The sequence below is a fragment of the Mesorhizobium sp. Root157 genome, from assembly GCF_001427385.1.
Classification (GTDB): Bacteria; Pseudomonadota; Alphaproteobacteria; order Rhizobiales; family Rhizobiaceae; genus Mesorhizobium.
In genome coordinates this window covers 325585-336703 of record NZ_LMGJ01000003.1, presented here as the reverse complement: position 1 = coordinate 336703, position 11119 = coordinate 325585, and the positions used below count along the sequence as shown (strand labels likewise).

Genomic DNA, 11119 nt, shown 5'->3' with positions numbered 1-11119 from the left:
ATGGCAAAAGGTAAATTCGAGCGCACGAAGCCTCATGTGAACATTGGCACGATTGGTCACGTTGACCATGGCAAGACGTCGCTGACGGCGGCGATCACGAAGTATTTTGGCGACTTCAAGGCGTATGACCAGATTGAYGCGGCGCCTGAAGAGAAGGCGCGCGGCATCACGATTTCGACGTCGCATGTCGAGTACGAGACGGCTGCCCGCCACTATGCGCACGTCGACTGCCCCGGTCACGCCGACTATGTGAAGAACATGATCACGGGTGCGGCGCAGATGGACGGCGCGATCCTGGTTGTTTCGGCTGCCGACGGCCCGATGCCGCAGACGCGCGAGCACATTCTGCTTGCCCGCCAGGTTGGCGTTCCGGCGATCGTTGTGTTCCTGAACAAGTGCGACCAGGTTGACGATCCGGAGCTTCTGGAGCTTGTCGAGCTTGAGGTTCGCGAATTGCTGTCGAAGTACGAGTTTCCGGGCGACGACACGCCGATCGTCAAGGGTTCGGCGCTGGCCGCCCTTGAGGATTCGAGCAAGGAACTCGGCGAGGACGCGATCCGCAAGCTGATGGCCGAGGTCGACGCCTACATCCCGACGCCTGAGCGTCCGATCGACAAGCCGTTCCTGATGCCGATCGAGGACGTGTTCTCGATCTCGGGCCGCGGCACGGTTGTGACCGGCCGCGTTGAGCGTGGCATCGTCAAGGTTGGCGAGGAACTTGAGATCGTCGGCATTCGTGCGACGTCGAAGACGACCTGCACGGGCGTCGAGATGTTCCGCAAGTTGCTCGACCAGGGCCAGGCCGGCGACAACATCGGCGCGCTCTTGCGCGGCGTCGACCGTGAGGGTGTGGAGCGTGGCCAGGTTCTGGCCAAGCCCGGCACCGTCAAGCCGCACAAGAAGTTCAAGGCCGAGGCCTACATTTTGACGAAGGAGGAGGGTGGCCGTCACACGCCGTTCTTCACCAACTACCGTCCGCAGTTTTATTTCCGCACGACGGACGTGACGGGCATCGTGACGTTGCCGGAAGGCACCGAGATGGTGATGCCGGGCGACAACGTGACGGTTGACGTGGAACTGATCGTGCCGATCGCCATGGAAGAGAAGCTGCGCTTCGCCATCCGCGAAGGCGGCCGCACCGTCGGCGCCGGCATCGTCGCTTCCATCGTCGAGTAAGANATCGTGCCGATCGCCATGGAAGAGAAGCTGCGCTTCGCCATCCGCGAAGGCGGCCGCACCGTCGGCGCCGGCATCGTCGCTTCCATCGTCGAGTAAGAAGAACAATAGATCTGTCGCGGGCGGGGTAACGCCCGCGCCGCGCCAGAACAAGGAATGACGAGATGAACGGTCAGAATATCCGCATCCGCCTGAAAGCGTTCGATCACCGTGTGCTCGACGCTTCGACGCGGGAAATCGTGTCGACGGCAAAGCGCACCGGCGCCAATGTCCGTGGCCCCATCCCGCTGCCGACCCGGATCGAAAAGTTCACGGTCAACCGCTCGCCGCACGTCGACAAGAAGAGCCGCGAGCAGTTCGAGATGCGCACGCATAAGCGTCTGCTCGACATCGTGGACCCGACGCCGCAGACGGTCGACGCGCTCATGAAGCTCGATCTGGCGGCCGGCGTAGACGTCGAAATCAAGCTCTAAGAGCTTAAACAAGAACTCGCAGGGGGTAACCCCGGAGCTCCTCTGAAGGAAAACGAACCGATGCGTTCAGGTGTAATTGCACAGAAAGTGGGAATGACCCGCATCTATAACGATGCCGGCGAGCATGTCCCCGTCACCGTTCTTCGCATGGAGAACTGCCAGGTCGTTGCGCAGCGCACGCAGGAAAAGAACGGCTACACCGCCGTTCAGCTCGGCGTTGGTCTTGCCAAGGTGAAGAACACGTCGAAGGCGATGCGCGGCCACTTCGCTGCCGCCTCCGTCGAGCCAAAGGCGAAGGTCGCGGAATTCCGCGTTTCCGCCGACAACATGATTGATGTCGGAGCCGAGATCACCGTAGAGCATTACGTTCCCGGCCAGAAGGTCGACGTAACGGGCACGACGGTCGGCAAGGGCTTCCAGGGCGTCATGAAGCGTCACAATTTCGGTGGCGGACGTGCGACGCACGGTAACTCGGTGTCTCACCGCTCGCACGGTTCGACCGGCCAGCGTCAAGATCCGGGCAAGGTGTTCAAGGGCAAGAAGATGGCCGGCCACATGGGTGATACCCGGGTGACCACGCAGAACGTCGAGGTTGTCTCGACCGACGCTGACCGCGGCCTGATCCTGATCCGCGGTGCGGTCCCCGGGTCGAAGGGCGCATGGATCCTGGTTCGCGACGCCGTCAAGGTGGCGCTACCGGCCAATGCACCCAAGCCTGCTGCGATCCGCGCCGCTGGCAAGGCTGCCGAGAAGAGCGATGCTCCGGCCAATGAGGGAGCGGAATAATGGACATCAAGATCACAACGCTCGGCGGCAAGGACGCCGGCAAGGTCAAGCTCTCCGAGGAGATTTTCGGCCTTGATCCGCGTGAGGACATCCTGCAGCGCGTCGTGCGCTGGCAGCTTGCCAAGAAGCAGCAGGGCACGCATCAGGCCAAGGGTCGCGCCGACGTCTCGCGCACTGGCGCCAAGATGTACAAGCAGAAGGGTACGGGCCGCGCTCGTCACCATTCGGCACGCGCTCCGCAGTTCCGCGGCGGCGGCAAGGCTCACGGCCCGGTTGCCCGCAGCCACGAGCACGATCTGCCGAAGAAGGTTCGTGCGCTTGGCCTCAAGCATGCGCTGTCGGCCAAGGCCAAGAGCGCTTCGATCATCATCGTCGATGAGTTGAAGCTGTCCGAGGCGAAGACGAAGGCGCTGGTGGCGAATTTCGCAGCACTCGGCCTGAGCAACGCCCTTTTCATCGGTGGAGCCGAACTCGACGCCAATTTCAAGCTGGCGGCGACCAACATACCCAACATCGACGTACTGCCGATCCAGGGCATCAACGTCTATGACATTCTGCGCCGCGGCACGCTGGTCCTTTCCAAGGCGGCGGTCGAGGCTCTCGAGGAGCGCTTTAAATGACCGACCTTCGTCATTACGACGTGATCGTCTCGCCCGCGATCACCGAAAAGTCGACCATGGCTTCCGAGCAGAACCAGGTGGTCTTCAACGTCGCCAAGAAGGCGTCGAAGCCGGAGATCAAGGCCGCTGTCGAGGCGCTGTTCGGCGTCAAGGTTCAGGCCGTCAACACGCTTGTCCGCAAGGGCAAGGTCAAGCGTTTCCGCGGCACCATCGGCCGCCAGGGTGACATCAAGAGGGCGGTCGTGACATTGGTCGACGGCCACTCGATCGACGTCGCTACGGGCCTCTGAGTAAGGCGGCGAGGACAAGAACATGGCTTTGAAACATTACAATCCGATCACGCCGAGCACCCGCCAGCTGGTCATCGTCGACCGCTCGGGCCTGCACAAGGGCAAACCCGTGAAGGGTTTGACCGAGGGCTTGACCAAGTCCGGCGGCCGCAACAACTACGGACGCATCACCGCTCGCTTCATCGGTGGCGGCCACAAGCGCACGTATCGCATCATCGACTTCAAGCGCCGCAAGTTTGATGTCGTCGGCACCGTCGAGCGCCTGGAATACGATCCGAACCGCACCGCCTTCATCGCGCTCATCAAGTACGACGACGGTGAACTCAACTACATCATCGCTCCGCAGCGTCTTGCTGCCGGCGACAAGATCGTGGCTGGCGAATCGGTCGACGTGAAGCCGGGCAATGCAATGCCGCTGTCGGCGATGCCGGTCGGCACCATCGTGCACAATATCGAATTGAAGCCCGGCAAGGGTGGCCAGGTCGCTCGTTCGGCCGGTGCCTATGCCCAACTCGTCGGCCGCGACCAGGGCATGGCGATCCTGCGTCTCAATTCCGGAGAACAACGCGTCGTTCACGGCTCGTGCTTTGCAACCGTCGGCGCCGTATCCAACCCGGATCACGGCAACATCAACGACGGCAAGGCCGGCCGCACCGTTTGGCGTGGCAAGCGCCCGCACAATCGCGGCGTCACCATGAACCCCGTCGACCACCCGCATGGTGGTGGTGAGGGCCGCACTTCCGGTGGCCGTCACCCGGTCACCCCGTGGGGCAAGCCGACCAAGGGCAAGAAGACGCGGTCCAACAAGGCGACCGATAAGTTCATCGTGCGCTCGCGTCATGAGCGCAAGAGCTAAGAAGAGGTAACGCCAAGTGACTCGTTCTATTTGGAAAGGCCCCTTCATCGACGGCTACCTTCTCAAGAAGGCAGACAAGGTTCGTGAAGGCGGTCGTAGTGAGGTGATCAAGATGTGGAGCCGTCGCTCGACTATCTTGCCGCAGTTCGTCGGTCTCACCTTCGGTGTTTACAACGGCCAGAAGCACGTCCCCGTTTCCGTGAACGAGGATATGGTCGGCCACAAGTTCGGTGAGTTCGCTCCGACCCGTACCTATTACGGTCACGGCGCGGACAAGAAGGCAAAGAGGAAGTAACAGATGGGCAAGGCCAAAGCTCCGCGCAGGCTTGCTGACAATGAGGCGCGTGCCGTTCTGCGCACGATCCGCGTCAGCCCGCAGAAGCTGAATCTGGTTGCCGCGCTCATCCGCGGCAAGAAAGTCGCCACGGCGCTGAACGACCTGGAGTTTTCGCGCAAGCGGATTTCCGAGACGGTCAAGAAGACGCTGGAATCGGCGATCGCCAACGCGGAAAACAACCACGACCTCGACGTCGATGCTTTGGTCGTTGCCGAGGCTTATGTCGGCAAGTCGATCGTCATGAAGCGTTTTCATGCCCGTGGCCGCGGCCGCGCCAGCCGTGTTGAAAAGCCTTTCTCGCACCTCACGATCGTCGTTCGTGAAGTCGAGGAAAAAGGGGAGGCCGCATAATGGGTCAGAAAATCAATCCGATTGGTCTCCGTCTCGGCATCAACCGCACGTGGGATTCCCGCTGGTACGCCAACACCGGCGAGTACGGCAAACTGCTGCATGAAGACATCAAGATCCGCGAGTATCTTGAGAAGGAACTGAAGCAGGCCGCCATCTCCAAGGTCGTTATCGAGCGTCCGCACAAGAAGTGCCGCGTCACCATCCATGCGGCGCGTCCGGGCCTGATCATCGGCAAGAAGGGCGCCGACATCGAGAAGCTGCGCAAGAAGCTGACCGAGATGACTAATTCCGAAACGCACCTCAACATCGTTGAAGTGCGCAAGCCCGAGATCGACGCCGTGCTGGTCGCTCAGTCGATCGCCCAGCAGCTTGAGCGCCGCATTGCCTTCCGCCGCGCCATGAAGCGCGCCGTGCAGTCGGCCATGCGCCTCGGCGCCGAAGGCATCCGCATCAATTGCGGCGGTCGTCTCGGCGGTGCTGAAATCGCGCGTATGGAATGGTATCGCGAAGGCCGCGTTCCGCTGCACACGCTGCGCGCCGACGTGGACTACGGTACGGCCGAAGCGCAGACCGCCTATGGCATCTGCGGCGTCAAGGTCTGGGTGTTCAAGGGTGAAATCCTCGAGCACGACCCGATGGCATCCGAGCGCCGCGCCACTGAAGGCGAAGCGCATCCTGGCGAACGTAGCGGCGCTCGGCGTCGCGAGAACGCCTGAGATAATTGAGAATTTGGAGCAAGTAAGATGCTGCAGCCAAAGCGCACTAAGTTCCGCAAGCAGTTCAAGGGTCGTATCCACGGCGCTGCCAAGGGCGGCACCAACCTGGATTTCGGCGGCTTCGGGCTGAAGGCGCTGGAACCAAACCGCGTCACTGCACGTGAGATCGAGGCGGCTCGCCGCGCGATCACGCGTGAAATGAAGCGCGCTGGCCGCGTGTGGATCCGGATTTTCCCGGACCTGCCGGTCACCTCGAAGCCCACTGAAGTCCGCATGGGCAAGGGCAAGGGCGCGGTCGATTATTGGGCGGCGCGCGTCAAGCCGGGCCGTATCATGTTCGAGATCGACGGCGTGTCGGAAGAGATTGCTCGTGAGGCGCTGCGCCTCGGCGCTGCCAAGCTTTCCGTCCGCACCCGCTTCGTGCAGCGCATCGCAGAATAAGGAAGAGCTGAGATGAAAGCCGAAGAAATCCGTTCGAAGACGCAAGATCAGCTCTCGGACGAGCTCGCCAGCCTGAAGAAGGAGCAGTTCAACCTGCGCTTCCAGAAGGCGACGGGGCAGCTCGAGAAGACCGCGCGCGTCAAGCAAGTCCGTCGGGATATTGCACGCATCAAGACCATCGCCGCTCAAAAAGCTGCGGCCAAGAAGGCTTAAGGACGAAAACCATGCCAAAGCGAATTCTGCAGGGCACTGTCGTCAGCGACAAGAACGAAAAGACGGTTGTCGTCAAGGTCGAGCGGCGCTTCACACATCCCGTGATGAAGAAGGTTGTGCGCATGTCGAAGAAGTACAAGGCGCACGACGAGAACAACGCTCACAAGGTTGGCGACAGCGTGTTCATTCAGGAATCGGCCCCGATTTCGAAGGACAAGCGTTGGGTCGTGGTGTCTTCGGACCAGGCCTGAGCGATTGGCGTTGAAAGAACTTTAGACAGACCGGGGAGGGGCCAAGCCTCTCCCATTAGAGAAGAAAAAGGCGGCCAGTCATGATTCAGATGCAAACAAACCTCGACGTCGCGGATAATTCCGGCGCTCGTCGTGTCATGTGCATCAAGGTGCTGGGCGGCTCGAAGCGGAAGTATGCCTCCGTTGGCGACATCATCGTGGTGTCGATCAAGGAAGCCATCCCGCGCGGCCGCGTTAAGAAGGGCGATGTAATGAAGGCGGTCGTGGTTCGTACGGCCAAGGACATCCGCCGCCCGGACGGCAGCGTGATCCGTTTCGACAAGAACGCGGCCGTTCTCGTCGACAACAAAAAAGAGCCAGTCGGCACGCGTATCTTCGGGCCGGTTCCGCGCGAGCTTCGCGCCAAGAACCACATGAAGATCATCTCGCTTGCGCCTGAAGTGCTGTAAGGAGCCGCAACAATGCAGAAGATCCGTAAAGGCGACAAGGTTGTCGTTCTGGCCGGCAAGGACAAGGGTCGCTCCGGCGAGGTCCTTTCGGTTCAGCCGAAGGAAGACACCGCCCTCGTGCGCGGCGTGAACCTCATTCGCCGCCACCAGAAGCAGAGCCAGACCCAGGAAGGCGGCATCATTACCAAGGAAGCGCCGATCCATCTGTCGAACATCGCGCTGGCCGATCCCAAGGACGGCAAGCCGACCCGCGTCGGCTTCAAGTTCGAGAAGGACGGCAAGAAGGTGCGCTTTGCGAAGCGCTCGGGAGAAACGATCAATGGCTAAGGCTCAGCAAGCTACGGCTCAGAACACGCCGCGCTTGAAGAAGGTCTACAACGAGACCATCCGCAAGGCGCTTCAGGAGCAGTTCAAGTACGACAACGAGATGCAGGTTCCGCGCATCGAGAAGATCGTGCTGAACATGGGTGTTGGCGAAGCGACGGCCGATTCGAAGAAGCCTACCGTCGCGGCCGAGCATCTGGCGCTTATCGCCGGTCAGAAGCCGGTCATCACGCATGCCCGCAAGTCGATCGCCGGCTTCAAGGTTCGCGAGAATATGCCGATCGGCACCAAGGTCACGTTGCGCCAGGAACGCATGTACGAGTTTCTCGATCGCCTCGTGAACATCGCATTGCCGCGCGTTCGCGACTTCCGCGGCCTCAACCCGAAGAGCTTCGATGGTCGTGGCAACTACGCCATGGGCATCAAGGAGCACATTGTGTTCCCGGAGATCAACTACGACAAGGTCGATCAGGTCTGGGGCATGGACATCATCGTTTGTACGACTGCGAAGACGGATGACGAAGCCAGGGCGCTGCTCAAGGCTTTCAACTTCCCCTTCCGCCAGTAACGGCTGCGAGAAAAGGAAAAATCTGAAATGGCAAAGACCAGCTCAGTTCAAAAGAACAACCGGCGCCGCAAGCTTGTGGACCAGTACGCTGCCAAGCGTAAGGCGCTCAAGGCCACCATCATGGATCAGTCCAAGCCGATGGAAGAGCGCTTCCGCGCTCAGTTGAAGCTTGCTGCGTTGCCGCGCAATTCGGCCCGTATCCGTATTCGCAACCGCTGCGAAATCACCGGCCGTCCGCGGGCGTATTATCGCAAGCTGAAGGTTTCGCGTATTGCGCTTCGTGATCTGGGCAACAACGGCCAGATCCCGGGCCTGGTCAAGTCGAGCTGGTAAGGAGGACACGATATGTCATTTAGCGATCCTCTCGGCGATATGCTGACCCGCATCCGCAATGCGTACGGCCGCAAGAAGTCGAGCGTGTCGACGCCGGCTTCGCGCCTGCGTGCCCGCGTTCTCGACGTCCTGAAGTCGGAAGGCTACATCCGCGACTACAGCCAGACCGATTTCGACAACGGCAAGTCGGAGATCAACATTGAGCTGAAGTATTTCGACGGCGCACCGGTGATACGCGAGATTTCTCGCGTTTCGAAGCCTGGCCGCCGCGTCTATGTCTCGGCCAAGTCGATCCCGCAGGTTGCCAACGGTTTGGGCATTGCGATTCTGTCGACGCCCAAGGGCGTGATGGCCGACCATGAAGCTCGCGAGCAGAATGTCGGCGGGGAAATTCTCTGCCAGATATTCTGATCGCAGGCATGATCCCGAACGGTGAAAGCCGATTTCGGATAAGGTCATGCCCAAGCAAGTGAAACACGAAGAGTGACGAGGACAACACTATGTCTCGTATTGGAAAGAAACCCGTTTCCCTGCCGCAAGGCGTGACCGCTTCGGTCGACGGCCAGACTGTGACGGCCAAGGGTCCGAAGGGTGAACTCAAGTTCGTCGTCAACGACGAGGTGCTGGTCAAGCTGGAGAATGGCGAAATTGCCGTTCAGCCGCGTGACGACTCGAAGGCTGCCCGTTCGAAGTGGGGCATGTCGAGGACGCAGATCGTCAACATCCTGACCGGCGTGAAGGACGGTTTCGAGCGCAAGCTTGAAATCACCGGCGTTGGTTACCGCGCTGCCATGCAGGGCAAGAACCTGCAGCTTGCGCTTGGCTTCAGCCATGATGTCGTTTACGAGACGCCGCAGGGAATCACCATCGCGGTTCCGAAGCCGACCGAAATCAGCGTGTCGGGCATCGACAAGCAGCAGGTCGGCCAGGTCGCGGCGGAAATCCGCGAGTATCGTGGTCCCGAGCCTTACAAGGGCAAGGGCGTGCGCTACGCCGGCGAGAAGATCTTCCGCAAGGAAGGCAAGAAGAAGTAAGACAAGTACAACGCCACGGAGCGTTGCCGCGGGAGCATTTGTCTACCGCTGATGGCAACACCGTTTTTCAAGGCAGGAACTAAAGCCATGGCTTTCAAGGAATCCACTCAGCGCCGCTCGTCGCGTGTCCGTCGCCGGCTCAAGGCAGTCTCGAACGGCAGGCCGCGTCTTTCGGTGCATCGCACGTCGAAGAACATCTATGTTCAGATCATCGACGACGCCAAGGGCCACACCATTGCAGCCGCTTCGACGCTGGAGAAGGATTTCCGCGACTCGAAGAAGACCGGCGCCGACACGTCTGCGGCGGCAGAGGTCGGCAAGCTGATCGCCGAGCGGGCCAAGAAGGCCGGCGTCAAGGAAGTCGTTTTCGACCGTGGCCCCTACATCTTTCATGGCCGCGTCAAGGCGTTGGCCGATGCCGCGCGCGAGGGCGGCCTCGACTTCTGATTTTTCGCCGCCGGTGACCCGAAACGTGGCGCCGGCATTCAACAACCCGTGCTTCCGGAAAAGAATAAGGAACTAGGATATGGCACAGGAACGTAGGGAAGGCGGCCGCGACCGTGGCCGTGACCGCGAAGAGCGCGACGATGGCATCGTCGACAAGCTCGTCCACATCAACCGCGTCGCCAAGGTCGTCAAGGGCGGCCGGCGTTTTGGTTTTGCAGCACTCGTCGTCGTCGGCGACCAGAAGGGCCGCGTCGGTTTCGGTCATGGCAAGGCACGTGAAGTGCCGGAAGCCATCCGCAAGGCAACTGAATCCGCCAAGCGCGACATGATCTTCGTGCCGTTGCGCTCCGGCCGCACGCTGCACCACGATGTCGAAGGGCGTCACGGTGCAGGCCGCGTTCTTCTGCGCGCCGCCAAGCAAGGTACCGGTATCATCGCCGGTGGCCCGATGCGCGCCGTTTTCGAGACGCTCGGCATGCACGACGTCGTTGCCAAGTCGATGGGGTCTTCGAACCCCTACAACATGGTTCGCGCCACCTTTGACGCGCTGAAGAGCCAGATGCATCCCAAGGATGTGGCTGCCGCTCGTGGCATCAAGTACTCGACCCTTCAGGCCCGCCGCGGCACCGCCGTAGCGGCCGAAGAATAGTCGGCGCTGTCCAGGGGATTTTGACCATGGCCAAGAAAGCAACAAAGACCATCACCGTTGAGCAGATCGGTTCGCCGATCCGCCGCCCGAAGGAACAGCGCGCGACGCTGGTCGGCCTGGGCCTCAACAAGATGCACAAGCAGCGCACGCTGGAAGATACGCCTTCCGTGCGCGGCATGATCGCAGCCGTTCAGCACCTCGTCCGCGTCGTGGACGAAGGTTGATCCGGCGCGCAGGAGAACGACGATGAAACTCAACGATCTGCGTGATAAAGACGGCGCGACGCATGCCAAGAAGCGCGTTGGCCGGGGCATCGGTTCCGGCTCGGGCAAGACCGGCGGACGCGGTGTCAAGGGCCAGAGCTCGCGCTCGGGCGTTGCCATCAACGGCTTCGAGGGTGGCCAGATGCCGATCTATCGGCGCCTGCCGAAGCGCGGCTTCAAGAACATCTTCGCCAAGAGCTTCAACACCGTTTCGCTGGCCCGTATCCAGATTGCGATCGATGCCAACAAGCTCGACGCAAAGGAAACCGTGACTGCCGAAGCGCTCGTCAAGGCGGGCGTCATTCGCCGCCTCAAGGACGGCGTGCGTGTTCTTTCCGACGGCGAGCTCAAGGCCAAGTTGGCGTTTGACGTTGCCGGCGCCTCCAAGGCCGCGATCGAGAAGATCGAAAAGGCCGGTGGGTCTGTGAAGCTACCCGAACAGGCGGCTACGGAATAACATCCTGATTATGAGCGGTCGCGTCAACGCGGCCGCTTGCATCTTGGTTGCGCCAAGCCTATTTCGGGGCTTCGGTGACACGCGC

At 60.9% G+C, this 11119-nt stretch carries 23 protein-coding genes; all 23 read left to right on the top strand.

Features of this window, described 5'->3' with window-relative positions:
- Positions 1-1176 (top strand): elongation factor Tu (gene tuf, locus ASD64_RS04865; protein WP_056101463.1); only part of this gene is annotated, 1176 nt, incomplete at its 5' end.
- Positions 1177-1182: 6 nt separating this feature from the next.
- Positions 1183-1275 carry a hypothetical protein gene (locus ASD64_RS20445; protein ID WP_082549852.1) on the top strand — a complete coding sequence of 31 codons (93 nt, stop codon included), beginning with the start codon at positions 1183-1185 and terminating at the stop codon, positions 1273-1275.
- 65 nt (positions 1276-1340) lie between these two features.
- Positions 1341-1649, top strand: coding sequence for a 30S ribosomal protein S10 (gene rpsJ, locus ASD64_RS04860; RefSeq protein ID WP_006205468.1), 309 nt, complete (start codon positions 1341-1343; stop codon positions 1647-1649).
- Between the two features lie 60 nt (positions 1650-1709).
- Positions 1710-2435 (top strand): 50S ribosomal protein L3, encoded by a 726-nt coding sequence (gene rplC / locus ASD64_RS04855; RefSeq protein WP_056101461.1) that lies wholly within the window; start codon positions 1710-1712, stop codon positions 2433-2435.
- Complete coding sequence (rplD, locus tag ASD64_RS04850) at positions 2435-3055, top strand: 50S ribosomal protein L4 (protein ID WP_056101459.1); 621 nt, start codon at positions 2435-2437, stop codon at positions 3053-3055. The genes rplC and rplD overlap by 1 nt, the downstream gene beginning before the upstream one ends.
- Positions 3052-3345 carry a 50S ribosomal protein L23 gene (locus tag ASD64_RS04845; protein ID WP_056101457.1) on the top strand — a complete coding sequence of 98 codons (294 nt, stop codon included), beginning with the start codon at positions 3052-3054 and terminating at the stop codon, positions 3343-3345. Before rplD ends, ASD64_RS04845 begins: the two co-directional genes overlap by 4 nt.
- Positions 3346-3367: 22 nt before the next feature.
- A complete protein-coding gene (rplB, locus tag ASD64_RS04840) occupies positions 3368-4201 on the top strand; it encodes a 50S ribosomal protein L2 (protein ID WP_056101456.1) in 834 nt (277 codons plus the stop codon).
- 16 nt (positions 4202-4217) lie between these two features.
- Positions 4218-4496 carry a 30S ribosomal protein S19 gene (gene rpsS / locus ASD64_RS04835; RefSeq protein ID WP_056101454.1) on the top strand — a complete coding sequence of 93 codons (279 nt, stop codon included), beginning with the start codon at positions 4218-4220 and terminating at the stop codon, positions 4494-4496.
- A 3-nt stretch (positions 4497-4499) separates the two neighbouring features.
- Complete coding sequence (gene rplV, locus ASD64_RS04830) at positions 4500-4889, top strand: 50S ribosomal protein L22 (protein WP_056101449.1); 390 nt, start codon at positions 4500-4502, stop codon at positions 4887-4889.
- A complete protein-coding gene (gene rpsC, locus ASD64_RS04825; protein WP_056101444.1) occupies positions 4889-5605 on the top strand; it encodes a 30S ribosomal protein S3 in 717 nt (238 codons plus the stop codon). The genes rplV and rpsC overlap by 1 nt, the downstream gene beginning before the upstream one ends.
- A gap of 27 nt (positions 5606-5632) precedes the next feature.
- Complete coding sequence (rplP, locus tag ASD64_RS04820; protein ID WP_056101440.1) at positions 5633-6046, top strand: 50S ribosomal protein L16; 414 nt, start codon at positions 5633-5635, stop codon at positions 6044-6046.
- Positions 6047-6058: 12 nt separating this feature from the next.
- A complete protein-coding gene (rpmC, locus tag ASD64_RS04815; RefSeq protein WP_056101437.1) occupies positions 6059-6259 on the top strand; it encodes a 50S ribosomal protein L29 in 201 nt (66 codons plus the stop codon).
- Between the two features lie 11 nt (positions 6260-6270).
- Positions 6271-6510, top strand: coding sequence for a 30S ribosomal protein S17 (rpsQ, locus tag ASD64_RS04810; protein WP_056101435.1), 240 nt, complete (start codon positions 6271-6273; stop codon positions 6508-6510).
- Positions 6511-6590: 80 nt separating this feature from the next.
- Complete coding sequence (gene rplN / locus ASD64_RS04805) at positions 6591-6959, top strand: 50S ribosomal protein L14 (protein WP_024924768.1); 369 nt, start codon at positions 6591-6593, stop codon at positions 6957-6959.
- Between the two features lie 12 nt (positions 6960-6971).
- Positions 6972-7286, top strand: coding sequence for a 50S ribosomal protein L24 (gene rplX, locus ASD64_RS04800; protein ID WP_056101432.1), 315 nt, complete (start codon positions 6972-6974; stop codon positions 7284-7286).
- Positions 7279-7851, top strand: a complete 573-nt coding sequence (gene rplE, locus ASD64_RS04795; RefSeq protein WP_056101429.1) for a 50S ribosomal protein L5 — start codon at positions 7279-7281, stop codon at positions 7849-7851. Before rplX ends, rplE begins: the two co-directional genes overlap by 8 nt.
- A 27-nt stretch (positions 7852-7878) precedes the next feature.
- On the top strand, positions 7879-8184 hold the full coding sequence (gene rpsN / locus ASD64_RS04790) for a 30S ribosomal protein S14 (RefSeq protein WP_056101425.1): 306 nt from the start codon (positions 7879-7881) through the stop codon (positions 8182-8184).
- Between the two features lie 12 nt (positions 8185-8196).
- Positions 8197-8595 (top strand): 30S ribosomal protein S8, encoded by a 399-nt coding sequence (rpsH, locus tag ASD64_RS04785; RefSeq protein ID WP_056101422.1) that lies wholly within the window; start codon positions 8197-8199, stop codon positions 8593-8595.
- A gap of 89 nt (positions 8596-8684) precedes the next feature.
- A complete protein-coding gene (rplF, locus tag ASD64_RS04780) occupies positions 8685-9218 on the top strand; it encodes a 50S ribosomal protein L6 (RefSeq protein ID WP_056101420.1) in 534 nt (177 codons plus the stop codon).
- Positions 9219-9305: 87 nt separating this feature from the next.
- Positions 9306-9665: a 50S ribosomal protein L18 gene (rplR, locus tag ASD64_RS04775; RefSeq protein WP_056101605.1), complete on the top strand. Its 360-nt coding sequence runs from the start codon at positions 9306-9308 to the stop codon at positions 9663-9665.
- Positions 9666-9744: 79 nt separating this feature from the next.
- Positions 9745-10314, top strand: a complete 570-nt coding sequence (gene rpsE, locus ASD64_RS04770; protein ID WP_056101417.1) for a 30S ribosomal protein S5 — start codon at positions 9745-9747, stop codon at positions 10312-10314.
- 26 nt (positions 10315-10340) lie between these two features.
- Positions 10341-10538, top strand: a complete 198-nt coding sequence (gene rpmD / locus ASD64_RS04765) for a 50S ribosomal protein L30 (protein ID WP_006205449.1) — start codon at positions 10341-10343, stop codon at positions 10536-10538.
- Between the two features lie 22 nt (positions 10539-10560).
- Positions 10561-11034, top strand: coding sequence for a 50S ribosomal protein L15 (gene rplO / locus ASD64_RS04760; RefSeq protein ID WP_056101414.1), 474 nt, complete (start codon positions 10561-10563; stop codon positions 11032-11034).
- Positions 11035-11119: the final 85 nt, after the last annotated feature.

Excerpts from the sequence above, each read along its gene's own strand:
- rpsJ (WP_006205468.1), top strand. The coding sequence starts at position 1,341 with ATGAACGGTCAGAATATCCGCATCCGCCTGAAAGCGTTCGATCACCGT.
- rplC (WP_056101461.1), top strand. The coding sequence starts at position 1,710 with ATGCGTTCAGGTGTAATTGCACAGAAAGTGGGAATGACCCGCATCTAT.
- rplD (WP_056101459.1), top strand. The coding sequence starts at position 2,435 with ATGGACATCAAGATCACAACGCTCGGCGGCAAGGACGCCGGCAAGGTC.
- ASD64_RS04845 (WP_056101457.1), top strand. The coding sequence starts at position 3,052 with ATGACCGACCTTCGTCATTACGACGTGATCGTCTCGCCCGCGATCACC.
- rplB (WP_056101456.1), top strand. The coding sequence starts at position 3,368 with ATGGCTTTGAAACATTACAATCCGATCACGCCGAGCACCCGCCAGCTG.
- rplV (WP_056101449.1), top strand. The coding sequence starts at position 4,500 with ATGGGCAAGGCCAAAGCTCCGCGCAGGCTTGCTGACAATGAGGCGCGT.
- rpsC (WP_056101444.1), top strand. The coding sequence starts at position 4,889 with ATGGGTCAGAAAATCAATCCGATTGGTCTCCGTCTCGGCATCAACCGC.
- rplP (WP_056101440.1), top strand. The coding sequence starts at position 5,633 with ATGCTGCAGCCAAAGCGCACTAAGTTCCGCAAGCAGTTCAAGGGTCGT.
- rpmC (WP_056101437.1), top strand. The coding sequence starts at position 6,059 with ATGAAAGCCGAAGAAATCCGTTCGAAGACGCAAGATCAGCTCTCGGAC.
- rpsQ (WP_056101435.1), top strand. The coding sequence starts at position 6,271 with ATGCCAAAGCGAATTCTGCAGGGCACTGTCGTCAGCGACAAGAACGAA.
- rplN (WP_024924768.1), top strand. The coding sequence starts at position 6,591 with ATGATTCAGATGCAAACAAACCTCGACGTCGCGGATAATTCCGGCGCT.
- rplX (WP_056101432.1), top strand. The coding sequence starts at position 6,972 with ATGCAGAAGATCCGTAAAGGCGACAAGGTTGTCGTTCTGGCCGGCAAG.
- rplE (WP_056101429.1), top strand. The coding sequence starts at position 7,279 with ATGGCTAAGGCTCAGCAAGCTACGGCTCAGAACACGCCGCGCTTGAAG.
- rpsN (WP_056101425.1), top strand. The coding sequence starts at position 7,879 with ATGGCAAAGACCAGCTCAGTTCAAAAGAACAACCGGCGCCGCAAGCTT.
- rpsH (WP_056101422.1), top strand. The coding sequence starts at position 8,197 with ATGTCATTTAGCGATCCTCTCGGCGATATGCTGACCCGCATCCGCAAT.
- rplF (WP_056101420.1), top strand. The coding sequence starts at position 8,685 with ATGTCTCGTATTGGAAAGAAACCCGTTTCCCTGCCGCAAGGCGTGACC.
- rplR (WP_056101605.1), top strand. The coding sequence starts at position 9,306 with ATGGCTTTCAAGGAATCCACTCAGCGCCGCTCGTCGCGTGTCCGTCGC.
- rpsE (WP_056101417.1), top strand. The coding sequence starts at position 9,745 with ATGGCACAGGAACGTAGGGAAGGCGGCCGCGACCGTGGCCGTGACCGC.
- rpmD (WP_006205449.1), top strand. The coding sequence starts at position 10,341 with ATGGCCAAGAAAGCAACAAAGACCATCACCGTTGAGCAGATCGGTTCG.
- rplO (WP_056101414.1), top strand. The coding sequence starts at position 10,561 with ATGAAACTCAACGATCTGCGTGATAAAGACGGCGCGACGCATGCCAAG.